At 66.3% G+C, this 23210-nt stretch carries 24 protein-coding genes; 11 read left to right on the forward strand and 13 right to left on the reverse strand.

Annotated elements, in window-relative coordinates; translation table 11 throughout:
• Positions 1-5 precede the first annotated feature (5 nt).
• Positions 6-665, forward strand: a complete 660-nt coding sequence (locus tag L0965_RS16105; RefSeq protein ID WP_234058036.1) for a ParA family protein — start codon at positions 6-8, stop codon at positions 663-665.
• On the forward strand, positions 662-994 hold the full coding sequence (locus L0965_RS16110) for a hypothetical protein (RefSeq protein ID WP_234058037.1): 333 nt from the start codon (positions 662-664) through the stop codon (positions 992-994). The genes L0965_RS16105 and L0965_RS16110 overlap by 4 nt, the downstream gene beginning before the upstream one ends.
• A 257-nt stretch (positions 995-1251) precedes the next feature.
• Here the strand turns inward: L0965_RS16110 and L0965_RS16115 are convergent, their stop codons facing one another.
• From L0965_RS16115 to L0965_RS16175, 13 genes are all read right to left on the reverse strand, one after another.
• Positions 1252-1995, reverse strand: coding sequence for an SOS response-associated peptidase (locus L0965_RS16115; RefSeq protein WP_234058038.1), 744 nt, complete (start codon positions 1993-1995; stop codon positions 1252-1254).
• A gap of 47 nt (positions 1996-2042) precedes the next feature.
• Positions 2043-2471 carry a hypothetical protein gene (locus L0965_RS16120; RefSeq protein ID WP_234058039.1) on the reverse strand — a complete coding sequence of 143 codons (429 nt, stop codon included), beginning with the start codon at positions 2469-2471 and terminating at the stop codon, positions 2043-2045.
• Positions 2468-3448 (reverse strand): ParA family protein, encoded by a 981-nt coding sequence (locus L0965_RS16125; RefSeq protein ID WP_234058040.1) that lies wholly within the window; start codon positions 3446-3448, stop codon positions 2468-2470. Before L0965_RS16125 ends, L0965_RS16120 begins: the two co-directional genes overlap by 4 nt.
• 159 nt (positions 3449-3607) lie before the next feature.
• Positions 3608-4843, reverse strand: a complete 1236-nt coding sequence (locus L0965_RS16130; RefSeq protein WP_234058041.1) for a hypothetical protein — start codon at positions 4841-4843, stop codon at positions 3608-3610.
• A 935-nt stretch (positions 4844-5778) separates the two neighbouring features.
• The gene (locus tag L0965_RS16135; RefSeq protein WP_234058042.1) at positions 5779-7896 is read right to left on the reverse strand and encodes an FtsK/SpoIIIE domain-containing protein; all 2118 of its coding nucleotides are present in this window, start codon (positions 7894-7896) and stop codon (positions 5779-5781) included.
• Positions 7896-8183, reverse strand: a complete 288-nt coding sequence (locus tag L0965_RS16140) for a hypothetical protein (RefSeq protein ID WP_234058043.1) — start codon at positions 8181-8183, stop codon at positions 7896-7898. Before L0965_RS16140 ends, L0965_RS16135 begins: the two co-directional genes overlap by 1 nt.
• Positions 8184-8265: 82 nt before the next feature.
• On the reverse strand, positions 8266-9267 hold the full coding sequence (locus L0965_RS16145) for a M23 family metallopeptidase (protein WP_234058044.1): 1002 nt from the start codon (positions 9265-9267) through the stop codon (positions 8266-8268).
• 272 nt (positions 9268-9539) lie between these two features.
• Positions 9540-11432: a hypothetical protein gene (locus L0965_RS16150; RefSeq protein ID WP_234058045.1), complete on the reverse strand. Its 1893-nt coding sequence runs from the start codon at positions 11430-11432 to the stop codon at positions 9540-9542.
• Positions 11433-11521: 89 nt separating this feature from the next.
• Entirely contained in the window at positions 11522-14032 is a 2511-nt protein-coding gene (locus L0965_RS16155; protein WP_234058046.1) for an ATP-binding protein, read from the reverse strand.
• 9 nt (positions 14033-14041) lie between these two features.
• The gene (locus L0965_RS16160) at positions 14042-14635 is read right to left on the reverse strand and encodes a hypothetical protein (protein ID WP_234058047.1); all 594 of its coding nucleotides are present in this window, start codon (positions 14633-14635) and stop codon (positions 14042-14044) included.
• Positions 14632-14943 (reverse strand): hypothetical protein, encoded by a 312-nt coding sequence (locus tag L0965_RS16165; RefSeq protein ID WP_234058048.1) that lies wholly within the window; start codon positions 14941-14943, stop codon positions 14632-14634. Before L0965_RS16165 ends, L0965_RS16160 begins: the two co-directional genes overlap by 4 nt.
• 28 nt (positions 14944-14971) lie before the next feature.
• Positions 14972-15973: a conjugal transfer protein gene (locus tag L0965_RS16170; RefSeq protein ID WP_234058049.1), complete on the reverse strand. Its 1002-nt coding sequence runs from the start codon at positions 15971-15973 to the stop codon at positions 14972-14974.
• On the reverse strand, positions 15970-16215 hold the full coding sequence (locus L0965_RS16175) for a hypothetical protein (RefSeq protein ID WP_234058050.1): 246 nt from the start codon (positions 16213-16215) through the stop codon (positions 15970-15972). The genes L0965_RS16170 and L0965_RS16175 overlap by 4 nt, the downstream gene beginning before the upstream one ends.
• A 263-nt stretch (positions 16216-16478) precedes the next feature.
• Between L0965_RS16175 and L0965_RS16180 the strand changes: the two genes are divergently transcribed.
• The 9 genes from L0965_RS16180 (at position 16479) to L0965_RS16220 (ending at position 23180) form a co-directional block, all read left to right on the forward strand.
• On the forward strand, positions 16479-17204 hold the full coding sequence (locus L0965_RS16180; protein ID WP_234058051.1) for a hypothetical protein: 726 nt from the start codon (positions 16479-16481) through the stop codon (positions 17202-17204).
• Between the two features lies 1 nt (position 17205).
• Positions 17206-17400 (forward strand): hypothetical protein, encoded by a 195-nt coding sequence (locus tag L0965_RS16185; protein ID WP_234058052.1) that lies wholly within the window; start codon positions 17206-17208, stop codon positions 17398-17400.
• Positions 17401-17447: 47 nt separating this feature from the next.
• Positions 17448-17765, forward strand: a complete 318-nt coding sequence (locus L0965_RS16190; RefSeq protein ID WP_234058053.1) for a helix-turn-helix domain-containing protein — start codon at positions 17448-17450, stop codon at positions 17763-17765.
• Positions 17766-18000: 235 nt separating this feature from the next.
• Positions 18001-18702: an SAF domain-containing protein gene (locus L0965_RS16195; protein ID WP_234058054.1), complete on the forward strand. Its 702-nt coding sequence runs from the start codon at positions 18001-18003 to the stop codon at positions 18700-18702.
• Between the two features lie 3 nt (positions 18703-18705).
• Positions 18706-19548 carry a hypothetical protein gene (locus L0965_RS16200; protein ID WP_234058055.1) on the forward strand — a complete coding sequence of 281 codons (843 nt, stop codon included), beginning with the start codon at positions 18706-18708 and terminating at the stop codon, positions 19546-19548.
• 1 nt (position 19549) lies between these two features.
• Complete coding sequence (locus L0965_RS16205; protein WP_234058056.1) at positions 19550-21175, forward strand: ATPase, T2SS/T4P/T4SS family; 1626 nt, start codon at positions 19550-19552, stop codon at positions 21173-21175.
• Positions 21175-22050, forward strand: coding sequence for a type II secretion system F family protein (locus tag L0965_RS16210; RefSeq protein WP_234058057.1), 876 nt, complete (start codon positions 21175-21177; stop codon positions 22048-22050). The genes L0965_RS16205 and L0965_RS16210 overlap by 1 nt, the downstream gene beginning before the upstream one ends.
• Entirely contained in the window at positions 22047-22931 is an 885-nt protein-coding gene (locus L0965_RS16215) for a hypothetical protein (RefSeq protein WP_234058058.1), read from the forward strand. The genes L0965_RS16210 and L0965_RS16215 overlap by 4 nt, the downstream gene beginning before the upstream one ends.
• A gap of 27 nt (positions 22932-22958) precedes the next feature.
• Complete coding sequence (locus tag L0965_RS16220) at positions 22959-23180, forward strand: hypothetical protein (RefSeq protein ID WP_234058059.1); 222 nt, start codon at positions 22959-22961, stop codon at positions 23178-23180.
• Positions 23181-23210: the final 30 nt, after the last annotated feature.

Consider the following 23210-nt stretch of genomic DNA (forward strand, 5'->3'; position numbering starts at 1 on the left):
GACAGATGATGGCTGAGAAGAAGACGCCCCTGGAAAACCCGCTCCGGTTGACGGTGGGAAACCTCAAGGGCGGGGTCGCGCGGTCGACGACGTCGATCATGCTCGCGTTGGCGTTGGTGCAGCGCACGGGCCAGCGGGTTCTGCTCGTCGATGCGGACCGCGCGAACGGCACCAGCTTCGAGTGGTCGGAGTACGCCGGCGAGGTCTGGCCCGCCGAGGTGAACGTGGTCTACCTGCCCTCCCAACTGCTCGGCAAGCGGGTCCGGGAGATGTGGCCTGACGGTCACCTGATCATCGATACCGGCAACGACTCCACGACGCTGCGGCAGGCGCTGATGGTCACCGACCAGCTGCTCATGCCGATCGGGGCGACCCCGTCTGAGGCGACTCGGCTGACGCCAACCCTGCAGGCCGCGGCCGAGGTGGCGAGCATCAAGCCGATCGAGCTGTCGATCCTGTTCACCCGAACCAAGCCCAACACCATCAGCTTCCGGGAGGCATGGGAGCAGCTCAAGCAAATGGAGGGCGATGTCGAGGGGCTGCATGTTCTCGATGTCAACGTTCCCTTCCAGCTGCTCTACTCGCAGGCCTTCGGCACGGCGCCGACCAACCTCGGGGTCTACCCGGAAGTGCTCGACGAGATCCTGGCGGGAGGCTCGCGATGACACAGCCCAGGTCAAAGGCGAAGACGGACTGGAGCGCCGCGTTCAGTAAGCCCGAGACCGCACCCCGGTCATTGGAGGCCGTCCCCGTCGAGGAGACGGAGACCGCCCCGCCGGCAGCGAAGCCGTCCAGGCAGGGGAAGCCCCGGGGCCCGTACAACGTCAAGAAGGTGGACAAGAAGGCGGCCACGTTCCGCTTGCCGCCTGATGTGCTCGAGCTGATCGACAACGCCCGCGAAGAGGCGGCGCAGAGCGGGGTTCGTCTGACCAAGGACGACGCCGTCACCGCCGCGATCCGCCACTACTACGGCTCCAGTCGGCGTCGCCGCTGACCTCCACGACGAGACTGCGGCCCTCCCGGCAGCGCTCATCCAGCGACACTCGCGCATCATTTCGCGTCGAAATGTGCTTGCAATTTGCGTGTATTTTGCTTGCAGGTTTGGCCGCCCGTGTTAGGCTGAGCCGCAACGTCGATCCGCGCTTTGGCGCGGGAGAGATGCGGAGGCTCAGACCAACAGGCCCTCTCTCCCCGGTATACGTTCCGCGCACGGTAGGTGCACGATTCGGGGGTGGGGGCTGCTTGCATTTTTCAAGCAGGTTTCGCGTCACCCGCGGGGATCGGGTCGAGGATGCTCGGGTCGTGCTTGTCGACGGTGCGACTGTTGTTCAGCCGTCGGTCCACGAGGTGCGTTCGCATCGTTCGGGCGACGGCCTCTGAGCTGTGCTCGAGGAGTGCGAGCAGCTGGTCTCGGTTGTTGGCGGAGGCATGTGCGTCCCCGTCGACGGTGAGCGGGGTGGGGTCGAGCCAGGCCTCCCACAGGTCTGGTGTGACGAACGCCGGCATGCGGTCGTGGACTTCGCCGGAGGCGTCTCGCGCTTCCCGAGTGACGACGACGAACACGCGGGAGCGGGCGCCGGAGATCTCCGTCGTCCAGGTGAGGCCGGCTGCCGCCAGCAAGCCGTCACCGGTGATCAGATGCGGCTGCTTGTCGCCGGCGGCCCCCGTCCACTCGATGTAGCCGGGAGCCATCGGCACGAGGCATCGGCTGCGGGAGAACGCGCCTACCCAGAACCGGCTTGTGAGCTTCTCGATCCGCGCGTTGATGATCGGGCCGCCCGCTGGCCGCTTGGGCGGCTTGGGCCAGTCCCATCGCGCGAGCGTGAGCTCGCGCTCCTCCCCATCCTGCTCGTTCGCGGCGATGCGCACGATCGGCGCCGAGGTGGTCGGGGCGATCGAGTAGGTGGGCCGCCAGTCCTCCGCGCGGCCGCCGGCAGCGACGAAGGCGGTGATCAACTCGTTCGTTGTCGAGCTCAGGGCGAATCTGCCGCACATGCTGCCGAGGGTATCCCCCGCCGGTACACGCTCGCTGGTGCGTGTATTCAGCCGCGCACGGGTCGACCGCGCTGCAGCTGGCCGCTGGCGGCGAATGGCTCCCCGTCGTTGTGCAGCTGCTCACGGCGGATCGACTCGTTCAGCAGCGCGGTCTCGACGAACGCGCTGAAGGACTCGTCTCCTTCGAGGTGCGCGGTCGCCTTGTAGGCGGCGACGACACGGGAGCGCACGTCGGGGTCGATGTACGTGTTCACGCGCCCCTGTTCGTTCTTCGGTGCCGTTGCGGGCTTCCGAGCGGTCTTCGGGCGCCGTGGCGTTTCCGGAGCCGCAGCGGGGCTCTCAGAGGCTGCGGGCGCCGCTTCGGCAGGCACAGTGGCTTCGGCGGCAGGTGCGGGCCGGTTGCGGGCGATCATGTTCTTCGGGTCGACCTTCCGAGGTGCAAGCCCGGAGATCCCTCGTCGGGTGTCGTCGCTCATGCGTGTGCTCCTTCCAGTTCGATCGACTCGGCGTCCACGAGCCGGTCGTTGATCTCCTGGGCGATCGCCTGGAGGTCGTCGGCGACGGATCCGGCTGTCGAACTTGTGAGCTGCTTGTTCTTCAGTTCGCCGCTGCGGATCTTCCACCAGGCGATGCCGGCTTTCGTCTCTTCCTTGGCACGGTCGTCGAGCTCGTAGGCGAGCAGGCCTGCGTTGCGGGCCTGGCTTGCGACGGCTTCGCTGTGTCGAACGGTCCGATGGAAGACGATGTCTCGGCCGATGCCGTCGTCATCTCCGACGCCGAACATCTTGTCGAGCGCGTGCCGCGCGTCCTTCTCGGCGTTCCGGACGATGACGGTCCCGTCTTTGCGTGCTGTGGCGGTTCCGACGTCGGTGAGGACGACGCCTAGGAGGTCGATGACACGGTTGACGTCAAGGACCTGGTCGATGCGCTCGGCGACCTTGGCGACGCCCTTGATGCTGGACATGTCGGTCTTGCTCGGCACAAGCACCCACCTTGCGGCGGATAGCGCTGCCAGCTGCAGCACACCGTCACCGGGAGGACAGTCGAGGAAGATGTAGTCGTATTTGCCGGCCACTGGCGCAAGGATCCGCGCGAGGGCGAGTTTGGCGGCCGCGGGGTTGCGTCCCATCTCGGAGCTCAGAGCTGCGGTCACGTTGTGCAGCGCTCCCCCACCTGCCCATACATCCAGGTTCGGTCGTACCCCGGTGATCGCTTGGACGGTCCCGCCGAACATGAGGGCTTTGGCGAGTGATTCACCTTCGTCGTTGCGCTCGTCGCCGGAGTAGCCGAGGTCGTCCTCGAGGTTGCCTTGGGGATCCAGGTCGACAAGGAGAACCCGCCTGTCGTTGAGGGCGAAGTAGCCGCCGACATTCGCGACGATCGTGGTCTTCCCGACCCCGCCCTTCAAGCTCTCCACGGCGATGACCCTGCTGAGCGTTTCGTGGTCGATCACTTGTCCTTGCGCTGCCACTCTCATCCTCCAGCGTTAATAACGGGATTCCCGTCGATACCGGCAATACACGCGTTCACGTGTTTAACGAATATAACGTGTATCCCGCTGTCACCGCAATAAACTTTCTTAACGTGTATCCCGTGATTGTCGCTATTCCCGTTATTCCTGTGATTGGAGCGAGCGGAGGCGCGCCGCGATGGGTTGGGGGAGCTCGAGGGGCGGCGTCACGACGTGTGCGTGGTCGTTCTGGAGTTCGATCGTGAGCTTGTGTTCACCCTGCGTCCAGCACGCACGGTGTTCGGCCTGTTCGTGTGCCGGCGTCCACCCGGCATCGATGAGGTCGCGTTCGAGGAGGGTGATGTCGCCGACGATCTGTTGGAGCTCTCTCGTGTGTTGGTGAAGGGCGCCGGATCCGATGAGGGTGGTCACGAGGATCTTGACGGCAATGGTCCGAGACGTCGGTGGTGAGGTTCTGGGGCGGAGGGGGGAGCGGTGGTCTGCGAAGAATGCTTCGCGCGCCGTTGCGGCGTCGTTGAGCGCCGCGGTTTCCTGCGCGGCTCTGTGCTGCGCTTGTTCTGCAGCGAGGATGCGGGCCTTGACGCGAGCTTCCTGTTCGCGGAGCTGGCGTTCGCGGCGGGTCTCTCCCTTGGTGAAGGTATCGAGCTTTCTGAGCATCCAGGCGAAGTGTGCGAGCCGATCCCGCTTGTCCGCGTTGTCGAGGGGTCGGATTCGCGCGGCAGCCAAGGCCTCGTCGAGCTCAGCGCGCAGCGTTTCGAGTGTGTAGCGGTCAGGTGTGACCTGGTAGCGCTCCAGGATGTTGCACAGCTGTCCGATGTGGCGGCCGCCGTAGAGCGCTCCTGGTGCCGTTGCGGCGCCGGGGGAGTGCAGCCCGTAGTTGCGGGCGATTCTCCAGGCGAACTCCTGCAGTGCGATTGGGCGGGGCGATCTGGGGGACTGGGTGCGAGATCGACTCTTTCGTCTCAGCTTCGGCCGCGGAGCGGCCGTCTCGCGCGCTCTGGCGCGCGTTGGTAACCATCTTTGATCGTGAGGTTCTTCAAGAACTGAACCGCTGCGCGGTAGGTGGAAACTCTCCACAGATCGCGCGGATTCGGGGATGGTCATGGCACGCACGGAGGCTGCCGCTTCCTGGTAACCGCCGTGGGAACGCTTCGCCTGCCGACGCTCGGCGGGGGAGAGGTGCCTGCCCATCACGACGGTGATGGCGAGCCCGAGCTTCTCGAGCAGCCTGCGAGCTGTTCCGACGGTGCGGTCCGACATGCCTAGCTGGCGGGCGACAGACGCGTGCGAGGTGGTGACGCCTCTGCCAGTGAGTCGGTCGGCGCACTGCGCGTCCATCTGCGCGACGCGGAGGACTGTGTCGGCCGAGATCTTCACTTGCCCCCGAAGCTGCTCTCCACGCGTTGATGAGAGTATCCGGCGGACCAGCGCCAGCCACGACGTGGCCGAATGCCAAGCCACGATTCGGCTGTAGGCGCCGTCAGCGACGGGCAAAGACCAAGACCTGGACGAGGGAGCATCCGACGAACCCGACCCACGCCCTGTGGCCGGCGTGGTCGAGGCCAGAGGACGCCGCCACCTGTGCACACCAGCGACGCACGGCGACGGCAGGGGAGCTGCGCTAGAGCGATTCCGTGAGGGCCTGCTCAGGCAGGTGCAGAGCCCATCAGGCGCGCTAGAAGAAACCGGCTGAGGGGCCACCCCAGTAAGTGACGAGCTCTCAGGCGAAATCTGCTTGCATTTTTCTTGCAAACTGCTTGCAGATTTCGGCCGCGGATGCTGGAAAACGGTAGCGGTAGCAGTTACGATGGGGTCACCTCCTCCTGCTGGTTGAGGGCGCAACAAAGGCCCGGGTTGCCTCCCGGCGCATACGACAAGAGATGCGACCTGCAAGTCGCGGATCTTGAAGGAACTAGTTCGAACTGCGCGTCGCCAAACACTTCAGTTCGAAACCACTGACACCAGGTCCCCTCGCTTCGGCGGGGGGACCTTCCTTTTAGGCCATCTCGATAGGCAGCTCTCCGTCTCTGGGAAGGTCCGGCAACCAGGTCGGGATGCCTTGGTCTGTGAGCTCGAGGTGAGCTGCGATTTCGTCGATGAGCTCTGACGTCGAGATACCTGCTCGCTCGGCAATACCGTCGAGACGGTCCTTCGTCTCTGTTTCGATGCGCCACGCAGTCACAACGGGGTTCACAATCGAACCTTTGCGACGGCGAGGACGAGCCATGTACCCCAGATAAGCACATACATGACATATGAGGGAAGAGCCGGTCTGGCGTGTCAGGCCAGATGTCGTCGCTGCGCATCTTGTCTCACGCGGCTTCTGGTGCACGGACGGTAATGGTGCCGTCGGTGGGGAGAGAGAGAGTGCCGGGTTCTCCGGTCTCGTAGTCGCGGTAGGTGAAGGCGATGTATCCCTCGTCGAGTTCGTCGTACTCGGCGGATTCGACGAGGCCCCAGCTGTTGGTGTCGGGGTCGACGAGGGCGAGGAGGCCTTGGCGGCCGAGGGTGCCTTCGTCGTCGAGTACTTCTTCCACGACGAGCTCGTCGGGCTGGGTGTAGCCCTGGAAGAGTTCCTCGGTGTCGTCGAGCTCAGGCTCGGCCTCTTCTCGCTGGATGCGCTCGAGCTCGGCGATGCGCTTGGCGACGGTGTCGTCGTCGAGGCCGGTGAAGACGCCGGCAGCCTTCCGCTGGAGCTCGGCCGCGCGGCCGGCTTCGACGATCCGGGTCGCCATGTAGTCGTTGTAGTCCGGGATGCCCTCGACGCCGGTTCCGTCCAGATCTGCCTGGTCTTCGGGGTCGACGACGGCCATCAGCTGGTGGATAGTGTGCTTGGGGGTGATCTGCTCGACGAGTTTCAGGTCGTCGGGGAACACCCAGTTTTCGGGGTGCTCGGCTTCGGTCTGGTAGGGGTCGGGAGTCCAGTACGCCTGGATCTCGACGGGAGCGCCGTGGTCGTCGTAGGCGATGCCGCGGCCTTTGGCGTTGACGGGCACGGTGACGCCGATGGAGTACGAGTTCCACATCATCTGAGCGCCGTCGGGGGAGAGGCGTCCGAACGATGCGCGGAAACCGAAGTTGTCACGCATGTCGCCGGTCAGGAACTCCGCGTCAGGGCGCTGCAGGCCAAGGAGGGCGTGCATGCGCACCTTGCGGGCGAGGGACATGAAATCGCTGATCTCCTCGAGCACGGGAGGCTGTGTGCCGGGGCCCTTGGGCTTGACGGTGCGATACCAGCGGGTGGCGGCGTTCTTGAAGGTCTTGAACTCGTCGATGGGGAACAGCACGGGGGTGAAGTCCTCGAGGCGGACGCGACCGCTCTCGTAGTCCTCGAAGCGCTGCTGCATGGTGCGGAACACCTCGTGGGCAACACGGGCTTGGTGGTCGATGCGGCCGGCGATCAGGCGCACGTTGGGCCAGGAGCGCAGGCCGAGCAGCTCGATGCGCTTGCCGTCGATCCCCCAGATCTCCCACCCCTGTGCGGCGAGGTACTGGATGATGCCGAGCATTGCGACGGTCTTGCCGGCACCGGTCTTGCCGGTGATCAGGCCGTGCGGGTCGCGCTTGGGTCGCCAGTAGATGGTGTTGCCGTCTTCGTCGACCGCGAACGGCACCTTGAGGTCGTCGTACGTCGCGAGCGGGTCGACCGTGGCCGGTGCCACGTTGGGGTTGAAGATGACTCCGGAAAGGTCCGGGCGTACCTCGAAGCGGACGGTGTCGTGCTGCAGGTCCCAGAACGCCCTCCACCGGCCGTCGAGTACCGCGGAGATCTGCGACTCGATGCGCGCGCGCAGGGCGCTCGAGGACAGCCGGGGGGTCACTTCGTAGCGGACGGTGATCTCGCGCAGCTTCTCGTCTACGAACTTGGCGTTCGCCTTCGCGTCTCCACCGAACGTCTTCGCGATCACCGTGTTCACGCGCTCGATCTGGGCGTCTTTGCTGGTGTCCTCGACTACGAGGTTCACCGTCAGCTGGAACCACCCTTTGCGTGGCTTGTGCTTGCCGAGCTTGTACCGGGTGTCGAACGTCCGCTCCACGACCCGTTTGGTCTCCCCAAGGATCTCGGGGAACGATTCGTCGGAGACGGGGTTGTAACGCACCAGGACGCGCGTAGGACGCCCGAACCACCCTCCGCGCCACCGAGACGCCACCAGATGCTCCCTGACGGGCGCAGGCCACCCCAGAGCGCCGTAGATCCGCAGCAGGCACAGATCGACCGCCTCCTGGCGCCGCGTGGACCTCACATGTGTGGTAATGACGGCCGTGGCGATCAGCACCGCGGCCGTGCCCGCGAGCACGAGAAGGCCTGTGGGCACCTCGAGGATCACGCCGACACCGACGAGCACGAGCGCGGCGGCCAGGAGCGACCCGACCGTCAGGATGGGCGGGTTGGTGCGGGGGAGTGCGGGGATCGCGGTCCGGGAGGACATCAGCGGCCCCCGGACTTCTCTTCGCGGGCGGCGTGGTGTCGCTTGATCGCCCATGCGCCGAGAGTGAGCAGCCCCACCAGCAGCCCGGCCAGGATCACGACCCGCGCGAGATCCAGACCGATGCCATCGGCGATCGGGATCAGCACGTTCTCGTCGACGAGCAGGTGAGCCTGCAGGAGCGCCCCGCGCACGTCGGGGAGAAAGGAGGCGAGGATCCCCGGACCCAGCAAGAACAACAGGATGGGGAGGGTGAGGATCAGCATCGTGCGGTCGTCGTCGGTGTTCATGTGGTGCTCCCTGCTGCGCATATGCGCGTTCACTCCATAAGGGGTCTGGTCTGGGTCGAGGAGTCGACAAACCCGTTGGCGCTCATAGCCGTTTGCACCAGTCGTCCGGGCATACTTCGACTCCCCACAGGCGCATGAATTGTTCGGGGTCGACGAAGTTCTGATGCTCGGGTCGGGTCGCCGGCGCCATTCGTGTCTCGTTTTGCGAGAGGGTGAGCTGCGCGACCTGCGGGTTGGTGTTGTCGGCGACGTTGATGCGCAGGTCGAGGTGACAACCGCCGCTGGGAGGGACGTTCCCGACCTTTCCGATCTGCTGTCCGGCGACCACCTGGTCGCCGACGTCGACGAGCCGATCCGACTTGTACATGTGGAGGTAGGACACGACGAACCCGTCGGCGTGTTTGATCGAGAGCCACAGGGCACTGCTGAGCGTGACCGTGCCGGGAAGGATCGCGTAGACGGGTGCGCCGCAGTTTCCCGGCCAGTTCTGCAGGTCGATCGCGGCGTGCCAGGTCGATGCCCCCTCGACGTCGATGTCGCGGGGCCCGTACCCGCTGGTCATCTGGTATGGCTGGTCGAGGGGGAGAGCCACCTCGCCGCTGATCGTCCCCGTGCCGCATCCGGAGGCAATCCCGCCGCCGAGGGCGCTGATCAGCTGCTCTGCTCCGGCTTCCCACTTGTCATACGCGTCGGGGAAGGCGCTGACCTGAACGGTTTGCGCGGCAACCCCCGGTGCCATGCTCTCCCACCCGTCGATGTCGAGCAGGCCGCGCGGTGATCCTCTGTTCGGGCCGTCGGCGCCGCCGAAGAATGCGCGTATTGAGTAGTCGAGGTTCATCCTCTCCTCGACGGATCCCCATCCGGGGCGCTGCTGGAAAGGATTGAGGCTGTCATAGTCGCTGCCCACAGCGTCGTGGTCGTAGTTGAGCGACTCGGGGACGCTGCTGTTGGCGTACATCCGCAGCACCGACTCCTGCAGCGCCGTCATCAACGCGATCTTCACGCCCTTGTCGGAGACACCCAGTTCACGGCCTACGGTGATGATCTCGGTGGCGATCGCCAGTTGCTTGCTGTTCAGCGTCACGGTGCCGCTGTCCCGAGGGATCTCCAGGGAGTCCGGGGTGGTCGTAGAGGATGCCGAGACCGCCTTGCCCGTCCTTGCTGGCGCTGGTGCGGGGGAGCCCGTCGCGAAGACCGTCGGTCGGGTGGAGGCGATCTCTGCGGGGACGCACCCGCTCGACCCGCTGCCGGCGGCCGCGGCTGAGGAAGACAGCGCGCCCATCGCGACGACGACGAACCCGCCGAGCCCTAGAACGAGGGCTACGACGAGCGCGCCGGCGATGAGAGCGAGCTTCTTCATCGTGACGCGAGCTCCTTCGGCCGGAACGCCTCGAGCTCGCGACGCCGCGCTTCCGCTCGCGGAGACACAGCAGCAGGCCGCGGAGGCAACGACGACACGTCGTGCACCGGCGCGGCGGGGCGTCGACGGGCGGTCGCGACGCCGTTGTCGTCCACCTCGATCCGGCTCTGCGACTCCTGGACCTTCACCACCTTCAGTTCGCCGAGATCCGCGCCACCTCGCGTGGCGCGGTCGGCTCCTGCTCGTGCTGCCTTCCCGGCAACCCCCTTGGCCACCTCGACCCCTGCTGCCGTGGCCGCACCGGCGACACCGCCGCTGGCGGCACCCTTGGCGACGTTGACGGTGACTCGTCCCGCCGAGATCGCCTTCTTGGCTGCAGAGCCTCCGTGAGGACGCCCTCCCGGGCTGCCGGTAGGGGCGGATCCTGACCCGGTCGAGGAGCCGCTGCCACTTGTGAGCGCGGGGCGGGAAGGTGCCGTGCGCTGCGGGTCAGGAACCTGTCGCAACACCATCGGGTCTGGCTCGGGGAGGGCGGTTGCCGGCTTCTCCACGGCGGGGAGCTTTTTCCCGTCCTTGTGGAACAGGTCGTATGCGTTCTTGGCCATGCTGGTGACCGCGCCCATCTTCAGGAGGGCGTTGGCATCCTTCGGGCCGCTCTTCATGCCCAGGCCGAGACGGCTTAGTGGGCCGGCGGCCATCCGGCCGGCTTTGAGTGTCGCGCGGCGCGCGCGCCAGATCAGCACCACCATGATGATCAGCAGGATCGACAGCAGGAACATGCGGAAGTTGTGGGGGATCCCGCCGCTGGCCATCATGATCCAGGTGGTCAGCTTGAGGTACAGCGACAGCAGGCAGGTCATCACGATCAGGCTGATCAGTCCCATGACCGAGTCGCTGATCGACCGCCACAGGGGCTCCCGGTTGACCGGGAGGATCGCGAGGTAGACGAGAAACATCGACTTCACCGCGGCGACCAGGAAGAAGAACACCGACACCATCAGCAGGGCGGTGATCACCAGAGCGAATGCCAGCAGCGTGGCCACGCCTCCCCCGTTGACGAACGCGAACATGATGTTCAGGCCGCCGGGGTTCTCAGACACGGACTTCCCAAACTCCGGCAGGCAGCTGGAGAACTCTGCGTATGTGCCGGAGAGGATGCCGGTGATGGGATCGGAGGCGCTCATCGCCTGCGTGTAGGGCTCCTGGCAGTTGTCGGGGAGCACCATGCCGTAGGAGATCACCTGGTGCGGGATGCGGATGAACACGTCCACGAGCTGCGAGGTCACGGCCGCTGACATCGTGTCGACGTCGGTGGAGGTCTGTGTGTCGTCTACGACGATCGCTCCGGCCAGCGATCCGCCCCACTCCTGCGCCTTGTCGAGCATCCCTCCGGTGGCAGTCAGTGTCGCGACGGGGTTGGCGAGAATGCCCACGGCGAGGACGGACATCACCAGCGCGACGACGATCTCCCAGATGCCCGCCGACGTCTTCCCGAACAGGATCGCCGCGCCTCCCACCAGCGCGGCGATGGTCAGTGCGAACGGGATCCAGCCGACGCCGGACATCTGACCCTGCAGCCAGGAAGCGAGCGCGTTGAACGGTGTCGCCAGCCAGGAGACCCACTCGAAGGACAGCATGAAGCTAAACAGCCAGATGATCGCCGTGGAGACGTAGTACTGGATCATCCAGAGCAGCTGCACGATGAAGTTGGCGATCACCTTCCCTGGTGACCAGATGTCGCCACCGTCAACGTTGATCGTCGCGAACCGTTCGATCGGCACGCCGTGACTGTCGGTGAACTCTGTGCCCTCCGGAAGCAGCCAGGAGGCATGCGCTGCCTGCGCTGCGACGACGGTGAGGTAGGTCACCAGCAGCACCGTGACCAACACCCTGGTCTTCCACGGATGCAGGTGTGCCCACACGCGTGTGCGTAGCGACCACGATGCGAGCGTATGGAACGAGGAGACGTAGAAGGAGATCACCGGGACTCCACCGGGGACGAGGGGGTGGACATGACCGCCTGACGGCGCTCCGGCCGTGCGGGCAGGGTCTTGCGGAACCTGCCGTACCGGCCGCGAATATCGCGCATGATTCCCTCGCCGCGGCGGCCGGGCGCGACCTGCCGATCTGCGCCCATCGGGCTGAGGTTCTGCGTCACCTCGCGGACCGTGTCGACTGTGACCGGGAGGCCGAGCCATTCCAGGGCCCGCCGAGCGAGCTTCTCGTCGGTCTGGCGCATCACGAACCGGATCTTGATCAGACCGCGCGTCACCTCGTCCCCGAAGTCGGACGGGTCGTGGGATCCCACCGCGGCGGCCGCGCCGTGCTTGCGACCGTCGCGGAAGAACGTCTGCAGCTCGGCCTCGCCATCCCGGCTCGCGGTGATGTGGTGGGCTTCGTCGAAGACTGCCAGGGCGAGCCGGTAGATGTCCATGAAGCACGCCTCCCGGGTCAGCTGGGTGAGCACCGCGTACATCGCACGCCCAAACTTCTTCTCCAACGGCAACTGCTTGAACAGGTGCTCCTTCTCCACCTCGGCCCGGTCTGGAAGCGGCAACCCACGTGTCGTGAAAACGATGGCGTCCGCACTCAGATCCAGCGGGGGGATGGTCTCGTCAAACAGGACCGCGCCGAAGTCCTTGGTCGACACCACGCGGATCAGATGAAGCAACTCAGTGGCGATCGCGTTGTCGGTGAGCTCGGCGAGATGTGTCATCAGCGAGCCGAGGCTGTTGATCCCGTTCTGGGCCATGTACTTGGCCTCGAGCAAGCGGGACAACTCGACACCCCGGGGTTCGACCGGGTCGACGTTCAGCATCAACGCGAACAGGGATTGCACCATGCGCGCGCCCTTCTCAGGGCCGAGGACGCGGATAGGGTCTAGCGACCACTCTGGCTCGAGGATGTCAACGACCCGTGACTGCGCGTCCGTCAGCGACTGGGCGAACGTCGCGTACTCGCGCGAGCTCGTGCGGTCGATCGCGACGATGCGGCCGCCACGGTCGAGGACGTCGCCGGCGATCGTCTTCAACAGGACGCTCTTGCCCCCGCCGAGCTCCGAGACAACGCCGAAAGATCCCGACGAGTCCGCCCGGATATTGCCGTGCAGGTCGATCAGGATCGGCGTGTGACGGCCGGTGGTGATGTTGTCCCCGAGCCGGATACCCCGGTCATCGCCGAGGAAGCAACTGACGATCGGGAGCCCGGAGGCGAACTCACGGCCGGTCGTGATCTGCGCAAGATCCCGCACGATCCTCGAGGTGGCAGTCCCTGGCTGCATCGCCCACCACAACTCCTCTTGGCCTCCGAGGGGCGCCTCGAGGAGGAAGTCGCTGGCCTTGTAGTCCGCTGCCACGTAGCGAGCTCGCGCCTGGGCTATGTCCGCGGTCTTCCCCCCGACGGCGAAGATCACGGTTGCCTCGACTTCGACCTCCTTGTCGGAGGCGTTCAACGAGGCGTGGTACGCCGCCAGCGTCTCTCCGATCTCGATGAGATCGGAGCCGCTGCCGGTGATCGCGTTGGTGCCCGACTGCTGCTGCACCTGGTCGATGAGCTGCTCCTCGGCGCGCTTGTTGCGGCGCTTGACCGCCTCGGCCGGGGTCACCGTCAGACGAATCGCCCAGTCGACATCGACCTCGTACTGCTCGACTCTGCTGATCCATTCCACGCCGGGCATGAGCCATCCGCCCTTGGGGCCGGCCACGACGGCCTGCATGACCTGGTAGCTGGGTTCCTCCGAGTAGGGGCTCTGCACCTTGAGGTAGCGCCGGTTGAACGGCAGGAATCTCTTGAGCTCGCTGGGGGAGAGGTCGGACTGGCCGCCCTCGTCAAGCCACGGCCGAGGCATCGCGGTCGGCAGCTGCGTGGCGGGCACCTCGTCGATTCCCGCCGACTCGTCGGGGGCCGCACCGTCGGCGACCAGGCCGCGGTGCTGCGAGCGCAGCGCGATCCAGACCTGCTCGGCGACGGTTGCCGGGCGGGCGTGGAAGCCGGCAGGGATGCGGTGCTCGAGCTGCGCGGCCGCGGCCATCGCCGCCGCGACCTCGCTCTTCGTGGGGACGCTGCGGGGCAGTGCCAGCTGCTCGCGGAACTGGTCAAAGCCGGCGCGCCATGCCGCCCGGGAGCGGGTGCGCCAGTTCCCTGCGGCAAGAGGGATCGACAGCCAGTAAACCCGCTCCCCGAGGGAGATCTCCTCAAGCGAGTCCAGCGTGAGGGCGCACTCCTCAGCCCACGCGGGCGCGTCACGGATGTCGACTCCGGCGAGCATCTTGTCGACGACGTCTACGGGATCCGTGGCGGCGCAGTACCCCAGAAGGAGAGCCTCGCCGCGCAGCGACTGGAACAGGGCCTGATGCTGCGAGAGGACCAGCTGCAGCATCTCATCGGTGCCGAGGCCGTGCGGGAGGCCCTGGAGTCGCCAGGTCGCCCAGATCGTCCCGGTGCGAGTCCAGGTGAGGTTGCCGGCGAACGCGGCGGCGGGGATCTGCATCACGGTCTCCTAGTTGGTGGTCGAGTTGATTTGAGCGAGCAGCCGCTCCACCCCGGTCTCGGGGCGGTGCTGCGCGGCCGCGGCCGCGGCCGCGGCGGTGGGAGCCATGTCGCGGCGCTGACGGCGGGGCTGCGGGGTGGATGCCGGGCTTGCCTTCGTCGCCGGTGGTGGGGCGAGCGGGGAGGGGGCGGGTCGCGCCAGTCGGGGGGAGAGCACCTGGGCGTCGCCACCTGCGGCGTGCGGTTGGGCGAGCCGGATGGTCTGCCCCTGGTACTTCCCCCCGAACGGCTTGAACATGGCTGCCGCGCCGTCGAGGAACGCGAACAGCAGGTTGCGTCGCGTCATCGGTATCCGCCCCACCAGCCAGGTGGCGGCGAAAGCGACCCCTGCGGTCACGAGGAGGTCAAGAAGGATTTCGCCAGTGCTCCACAGCAACCCGCGGGTGACCAGCATCACCAGCAGCACGGCCCCGCCTACCCCGACCTGGGTGAGGGTGTACGGTCCCCCGGGAATGCGGCTGCCGTCGTTCATCCGGCCGATCATCTTGGGGAATCGGCGGGACCGCGTGTAGAAGCGGGCGATCTCCTCCTGCGGCACGGTCACACCGCCGGTGCGGTCAGCTCCGGAGTCACCCAGACGCCGGCGGCGTCAGCGGTGAGCTGCACCGCCGGCGAAGCCGGAGCCGAGTTGACCTCGGTGTTGAGCCGGTCAGCGAAGAGCCCGATGCCGCCGTTGACGAGCATCACGACCACCGCGGCCGCCAGGCCGGTGACGATGATCTTGCCCCACTTGAGGTTGGTCATGATGGCAACGCCGATCACGACGATGATCGCGAGGAAGACGACCGCGACCTGCGCGACCGTCGTCCACGTGCCGAAGAGGCTGATGAGCCAGTCGGAGAGAGATTCCATGAGTGCTGTTTCCTTTCGAGGTGCCCGCTCAGTGCGAGGGGGTCGGGGTGGGTGTGGCGGGTTTGGAGGTCGCTCCCGTTGAGCGCTCCTGTGGGGCGAGATCGACCGAGGTCGTCTCCCAGCGCCCATCCCTCGCGGTGAGGGTGAGGGCGTAGGTCGTGGTCAACCGCTGACCGGTCGCGCTGGACACGTCCGCCGTGGCGAAGACGTGGACCACGTCACCGTTGGCGGGGCTGTCCGAGGGGGTGCGGTCGCTGCGCACATCGGTGACCTTGAGCTCCTGATACGGCGCCGGGTCAATCGCGGTGATGGTCGATCCCGGCGAGATCACCCGGGTGATGTCACCGGAACCGGCGAGATACGCGCCTAGGAACGACTCCACGGTCGTGCGTGCCGACGTATTCGGAGACACCGTCTTCGTGTACGACAGCTGCACGGCCGATGCGTCATGCGCAGGCGCCGCCACCGGAGTGGGCAGAGCAAGGACCGCCATGCCGGCATCGCTGACTCGAACCGGGACCGAGAAGTACCTGCGCGGCCAGAACGTCGTGCCCTGGTCGGAGGACATGTCGTACTCTTCGACGTTCGCAGCGACCACGATGGAGACGGTTCCGGTGTCCTCGATCGGTTCGATCGACACGACACTGAGATCCCGGTACGCCCACGCCTGCTCGCTGAGCAGCGATGTCGCCGAGTCGTCGATGTAGTCCAACAGGGCACCCGACTGCTGTCGGGTAGCCCCCAGCCACGCACCCACGAAGGACGTCGCGTATGCGCCGGCCTCCTGTTGCTGCACCGTCAGACCGGTCTGAGCGGCGACCACGGCCGCAGCAGGCTTGGAAGGAGGCAGCAGAAGCTGCATCCCCAGCGCCAGCACCCCACACGCGAGCCCTAGGTAGAGCAGCCCCGTCACGGCCTTCTGCGACAGCGAGCGCCCGTGCGACCAGCTGCTTCCCTGTGCAGCCGGCTGCGCGACCGGCGCGGCGGCGTCCGGGCCGGCGGACGCCGCCGCAGTCTTGCGGAACTTCATGATGCCTCCTCGGCGACGCCGCCATTGAGGCGGAGGAACTTGGATGCCGCGTCCTGGTAGCGGTCGGAGTTCAGAAACGACAGGGCCCGCTGACGGGTGGTGGGGGAGAACAGCTCCTCATGCAGGTCCAGGGCGATGTCCTGCCCCTCGTCGAACACGCCCAGCACGGTCGCGTTGTCCTGGAGCTGCGCCAACAGATCGGCGCCGATGACCGCGTCGTCCTGGCCCTCACGTGAGCTCATCTCGCTCTCCTCGTTCCTGTGGTCTGCGAGGGGCGGTTCAGCCCCCTCACCTACAAGGGGTGGGCGCAGAGAGGCGAAGTGGACAAACTCGCCAGATTTCTTTCACGGCTCCCCGATACACGCCCTCGTGCCGCGCAATTCCGGGGAATCACGTGCTCACCGAGATTCGGAAGATCTCGTCGGCACCGACTCCGATACACGCTCGGGTACACATCGCGTGAGGACCGTCGGGTGGGAACACAACCCTCAACCCGGGAGTCCCCATGTCGCTCACCAGCACGCGGCCGGCGCCGCTGATGACCCGCTTGAACACCGAATGGACCACGCTGATCGCTGAGAAGGAGCACCAGTTCGGTTCTCTCGGAACTGCCACCTCGGCAGCCATCCTCAAGAGGATCCGCGCCAGCAAGAACACCGCTCAGGACGCTGTCCTCTACGAACTCGTCACCCTCGCGCACGGCGGCGACCGCAACGCCGAGCGTGTCCTCTTGCAGGCGTTGATCCCCGCAGCGCAGCGCATGGCACACCGGGTGCGCTCCCTCGACGACTTCGACCGTCACGATCGCGTCGGGTACGCGATCGGAGCCGCGTGGGAATCCATCCAGCGCTACAAGCTCCACCTGCGTGGCCGCGTCATGGCGAACCTCACCATGAACATGCTCGGCATCCTCGCCCCTGAGAAGAGCGCCAACGATCGAATCATCGCCGACCGCACCACACCCGTCGCAACCGACGTACTCGAGGCGGAGGCCGGAGCCTGGGTGACGCCTGAGCTGACTCCCGAAGAGCGCCTCGCCGAGCTGTTCACCTGGGCGCTGGACACCAACCTCGTCACCACCGAGGAAGTCGCCCTGCTTTCACGCACGGCCCTCAGTGACGAGAAGCACGCCACGATCGCCGAGGACCTCGGCGTCAGCGTCGCATGCCTCCGCAAGCGCGCCGACCGTATCCGCGCCCGCATCGCCGGCGCCGTCCGGGACGGACTGTGAGATGAGCTCGGAGTACCGTCGCCACGCATGGGATCGGGCGCACGACTTCGCCGCCCAGCACCCGCTCTGCGTGACACCTGAGCAGTTCGCTGACGAGTACGAGGCTCTGATCGAGGACCTCAGCTGCGAGATCCGATATCCCGACCTGCCGGACCCGACCCCCGCGGAGTTTGCCGACTCATCCATGTACTGGTGACACACACCTCCTGGGGGACGGCTATCGGGCCTGGCACAATGGCGTGCATGCCCGAGCATGCCCCCGAGATCGTCGACGACCTGGTCAAGACGATTGGACTATCACCATCCCGCGCCGGCATCATCCGGATCACGTACCAACATGGTCGCGTCACCGCCGGCCAGCTCATGGAGCAGCTCGGCATCGCCCGCAGCACTTTGACTCATCACATCCAGCCACTCGTCGAAGCCGGCATCCTGATCGCCGAGACCGATCCTTCCCGCGCGGGGACCGCCTCCGGTTACAACCGGATTCTCTGGAGGGTCGACCATGACGTCCTGCGGCAGCTGCTCCGAGGGGTCTCGCTGGCGCTCACCGGAGAGTGATCGGACTTCTTCCCCGACAGGATCAGGCTGTCCCCCATTCGGGGGACAGCCTGATCCGATCAGCCGGATTGTTACTCACATCGCCCACCTATAAGCCTTCGATGATCGTCGCAAGCTGTTATTGTGTCCCCCACAGAAGCAGGGGCGGGAGGCTCGAGCAATCGGGCCGATGAATCTGTCGACTCAGCTGGAAGGCTCCCACCCCTTGTAGGTAGACACCTGCGAAAGGACGACGGTGAGCACAGCAACCAGCACCGCCCCGGCCGAGCCCAAATCGGACAAGACCCGCGCCCGCGGACAAGACGCCAGCGGCCAGGCCGCGATCACCCCTGTGCGCACCCGCCGGTCGGGTATCTGGCTCGCCGCGGCGATCGTGCTCATCCTGATCGGCGCGATTGGCGGCGCATTCCTCTATACGACCGCCAGCAACACGCAGCAGATCTTCGTCTCCGCGCACGCCATCGAGCGAGGAGACACCATCGAGCGCGATGACCTGACGACGATCGCTCTGGCCGCCGGGCAGACCACCGCCGCCATTCCCGTCGCTCGCGCCGACGATGTTCTCGGCAAGATCGCCGCCAACGACATCGCCGCCGGCGGCATGATCACCGACAGCGACCTCACCACCAGCCTCCCCGTCCCCTCCGGCCAGGCGCTCGTCGGCCTCGAGCTCAAGAGCAGCCAACTGCCCGCACAGACTCTCGTCGCCGGGGACGAGGTGGTGATCGTCCCGGTGGCCACGCAGGCAGCCACCGGAGGAATCACCACTGTCGACCCCTCCACCACCGTCCAAGGCACAGTGTCACAGGTGCGGGCTTCCACCAGCACCACCGGCACCGTCATCGTTGACGTCTACGTCGAGGCCAGGTCCGCCGCCAACGTCGCCAGCCAGGCCGCCGCCGGCGCCGTCGCCATCTACCTCGCTCCCGGAGACTGACCCGTGGCCGTCATCACGCTCACAAGCGTCAGCGGATCCCCAGGGGTCAGCACCGCCGCCCTCGCCCTCGGCGTCCACTGGCCGCGTCCCGTCGTTGTCATCGAAGCCGACACGAACGCCGTCACCAGCGCCATGCCCGGATTCTTCCGATCCAATCTGCTCCCTGAGCTCGGCGGCATCGACAAGCTACAGCTCGCTTACAGCCGCGGCGTCCTGACCCGGGAGGACCTCCTCGACCCCGAACGGTTCCTCGCGATCGCCGTGCACGAGCTCCCCCCGATCAAGGCTGCCCCCATCCCCACCATCGCCGCCGGTCACAAGCTCTGGATCGTCCCCGGGTTCTTCCACCTCGGGATCGCCGACGGGGTCAGCGGACTCTGGGTCCGGCTTCCTGAGCTGCTCCGCTCCCTCTCCGAAGCCGGCATCGACGTCATCATCGACCTCGGTCGCCTCGGCCGAGACGACGTTCGCCTTCCCCTGATCGATACCTCAGATCGCGTCCTGATCTGTGCGAACTCCACGATGGTCGACCTGAACCGTCTGTACCGCCGCCTCGAAGGAACAGACCTGACCCAACGCGTCGGTGTGAGCGTCGGGAACGCGGAGAAGTTCCTCCTCCTCCTCAACGAAGCGCCGGCAGAGCAGATCCCGGCATCCGACTTCGCCGCCAACACTCTTCCCGTCCTCGCGACACTCCCGTTCGACCCTCAAGGGGCCGCGACCTTCTCGGTGGGGCGCCCAGACCCCAAGCCCAACCGCAACGCGTACAGGCAGAAGATCCGCAGCGTCATCGCCGGGCTGAGCACCATCATCGGATACAGCGACCTCGATCGGAGCGCCAGCTGACATGAGCGACGAATCCGTCCCCGAGGTGCAGATCAGCACCCGCCCCTTCCTGGGCGACATGCTGACCGCGCCCTCGCCGCAGACCATCCCGCGCGGCAACGCTGCGGCAGAGAACCCGCACCTGTTGGCGGCGGCCACCGGCCGCACCCACCTGCACCGCGTCACCGAAGATGAACACCCTCTACCATCTGAGCCCACCGCGGCAGTACTTCCCGACAACTACCAGATGACCACCCCACCTACCCCGACGACCAGACGCGCGGCGAGCGTCGCGCCGGTCACCGTCGTGGAGAACTTCCTCGAGGACGTCGACTGGACCGTGGTCGACACCCTCACCAAGCAGCTCACCCTGAACGAAGACGGAGCCGGACGCACCCGCGCCGAGTTCGACGTCGCGACCGCACCCGCAGGTCCAGAAACCCCGTTCGAAGAGCAGTCGCTGGGAGAGATGACCCGGATGGTCGGTCGCCACGCGGAATGGCGGGTGGTCAACCTCGGAAGCGATAACGAGTGGAGCCCCCGCAAACGCGCCCAACACGTCCAGGCCGTCTTCGACAACGTCTTCCGGTACGGGCGGCTGCAGCAGTACTTGCGCGAACCCGAAGTGGAGGACGTCAGCGTCGTCGGCCACGACAACGTCATGGTCACCAAGACCACGGGCCGCCGCGAACAGCGGCCCGCCCTGGCAGAACACGGCGCCGACCTCGAGCAGATGGTGTCCGATATCGCCTCCTGGCGTGGACGCAACTTCTCCCGTCCCGGCGGACACCTCGACCTCGACATCGGAGGCGCCCGGCTCTCCGCCACCGGCGTCCCCAACACCAGCGTCCCCAACCTCACCATCCGCAAGCACAACCTCGTCGACGTGGACCTCGACGACCTGGTCGGCAAGAACACGCTCACCGCGAAGATGAGGACCCTCCTCACCCTCGCTGCCCGAGCCAACTGCTCCGCGCTCATCGCCGGATACCCCGGAACCGGAAAGACCACCTTCCTCCGTGCATGGATGGCGACCGTCCCCTGGGAAGAGAAGATCGTCACCATCGAAACCGAGCGCGAGCTCTACCTGAACAAGGGTCCCCGCCACTCGCAGGTGCAGGATCTCCAGTACAGCCCCGCAATGTTCGCCGGCAGCGACGTGACCGCCTCCTACAGCCTCGCCGACGCGTTCTACGAATCCCTGCGCTCCTCCGCCCAGCGCATCCTGTTCGGCGAGATGCGCGGTCCCGAATCTGGGTGGGCGATGAAAGCCATGCAGGCCGGACGCGGATCCGTGTCCACCATCCACGCCCGCAGCGCCGACGACGCCATCCACCGCTTCGCCGACATGCTCATGAGCGAGTACGGGCTCGCGACCGACACCGTCCCGCTCCGCCAGATCCTGCGCAGCATCGACATCATCATCTACCTCGACTTCATCGAAAACCCCGACGGCAGCCGCACCCGCATCGTGTCCGAAGTCGCCGAGGTCGTGCCCAACGACCGAGGCGAACCCATGGCATCGAAGCTGTTCCAGTGGGACTGGGACCACGACACCTACTTCGAACCCGAGAAGCCCAGCAACCTCAAGCTGCTGCCCATGCTTTCCCGCGCCAGCCGCGTCAACGGAATCCCCTGGGAGTTCTGATGATCCTTCCCGCAGCAATCGCCGGGGCCATCCTGTTCGCCGGCATCGTGATGGTCGTCGCCTACTTCCGCCCCGCACCGGAGAAAGCCCCCAAGCGCGCCAAGACGCAGGCCACCCTTGCTCAGCGGTGGCGTCACGTCAGCCGTCCCACCCGGACGCGACTACTCATCGGCGCCGCCGTCGGACTCGTGGCTGCCCTGTTCACTGCAATCCCGCTGCTCCTGGTCGTCATCCCCGCCGCGATCGTCGGTCTCCCGCTGCTTCTCGGCAAGCAGGACACCCGCGAACAGCAGCTCATCCTGGCGCTGGAAGCCTGGGCCCGCTCGCTGGCCTCCACCGCCGAGACCGGCAAGTACACCCTCCGCGAGGTCATCGGCATCACCCGAGGCGCAACCCCGCCCCTGCTCCGCTCCGCCGTCGACCGTCTGCACGCCCGCATGTCCACCTCATGGTCGGCAGCCGAAGCCTTCAAAGCGTTCGCCGACGAGCTCGACAGCGCCTATGTCGACGAGGTCACGATCTACCTGATCCAAGCCGCCCAGTTCAACAGCGGTGGTCTCGCCCGCGCGCTCTCCGGCGTCGCCGACACCCTCGCCGTCCAGGCCAAGCAGCGCATGGAGATCTTCAACGAGCGTGAGAAGCCGCGCCGGACCATGCAGATCATGACCGGCATCGTCGGGATCGTCCTCGCTGGGCTGGTCGTGTTCTCCCAGACCCCCACGATCGCCTTCTACCGCACCCCGATCGGGCAGATCGCGCTCCTGGTGATCATCGGCATCTTCGTGCTCATCCTCGTCTGGGCGAAATCTCAAACCAGGGTCCGCCCCGAGCCGCGGATCGTTCTCAGCTCCACCGCCGCGGAGGTCGAACAATGAACCCGGTTCTCCTCGCCACCATCCCCGGCCTGATCGCCGGCGCCGGCCTGGCACTGCTTCTCCTGCACTATGCCCCCCGCACCATCCGCGCCGGGGACGCGCTCACCCGGCTCGGGGAAGTATCCATCCCCAACGCGACACCCTCCAAAGCCCTCGCCGGCTGGGACAAGGCCGGCGCCTGGGTGTCCCGACGCGCCCCCGCCATCCCCTTCTTCACCGCGCCGACCGCAGAGCTCGACCTCCTCGAGATCCCCGTCGCGCAGTTCTACGCCGACAAACTGAAGATGGCGGCAATCGGATTCTGCATCCCGCTCGGCTTCGCAGCCCTCCTTCAAATCGCCGGCCTCAGCTTTCCGCTGCCGTTGCTGTTCTGCCCCATTCTCGCGTTCGTGTTCTGGATCATCCCCGACTCGAGCGTGCGCACCAAGGCAAAGGAAGCCCGCCGCGAGTTCACCCGGTTCGTGACCGTCTACCTGCAGCTGGTCGCCGTCGCGCTCCTCGGCAACACCACCGCCGACGCCGCGCTGATGTCCGCAGCGTCCGTCTCCGACTCCTGGGTCTTCCGACGCATCCGCCGCGAGTACCAAGCCGCTGAGCTCACTCGCACCAGCAAATGGGATGCCCTCGAGCGGCTCGGAGTCAGCGTCGGAGTACCCGCGCTGATCGACATGGCCAGAACGATGCGTCTCTCCGAAGCACGCGTCGGCCTCCGCGAGCAACTGCTCCCCGCCTGCGACATGCTCCGAGCGCAAGTCGCAGCCAGCGACAAAGATGCTGCCGAGAGGGTCACCAGCAAGATGGACATCCCCGTCTTCTGCACTCTCATCCCGATCATGGCCCTCATGATCGTTCCCTCCGTCCTCCAACTGACCACCCTCTGAGCACCACCCACACCGAAAGGAACACCAATGAGTACCATCAGCGACAAGGTCACCAAGGCCGTCATCGTCACCCAAGCCCGGGTCCGTGATGGCATCGACCGTCTCACCGACGAGCCCGAATCGGGACTCGACGACGCAGCCTGGAAGGCGATCTGGATCACGGTCGGCGGAGCCGCGGCGATCGCGATCGCGACCATGCTGTTCACCTGGGGTCAGAGCTACATCCAGGACCGCCTCAACGGATTCTGATCGCACGATGCGCAACTGGCTCCGACGCAC

The organism is Microbacterium sp. NFH-22A-Y (genome assembly GCF_021401375.1).
In the GTDB taxonomy this organism is placed as follows: Bacteria; Actinomycetota; Actinomycetes; order Actinomycetales; family Microbacteriaceae; genus Microbacterium; species Microbacterium hominis.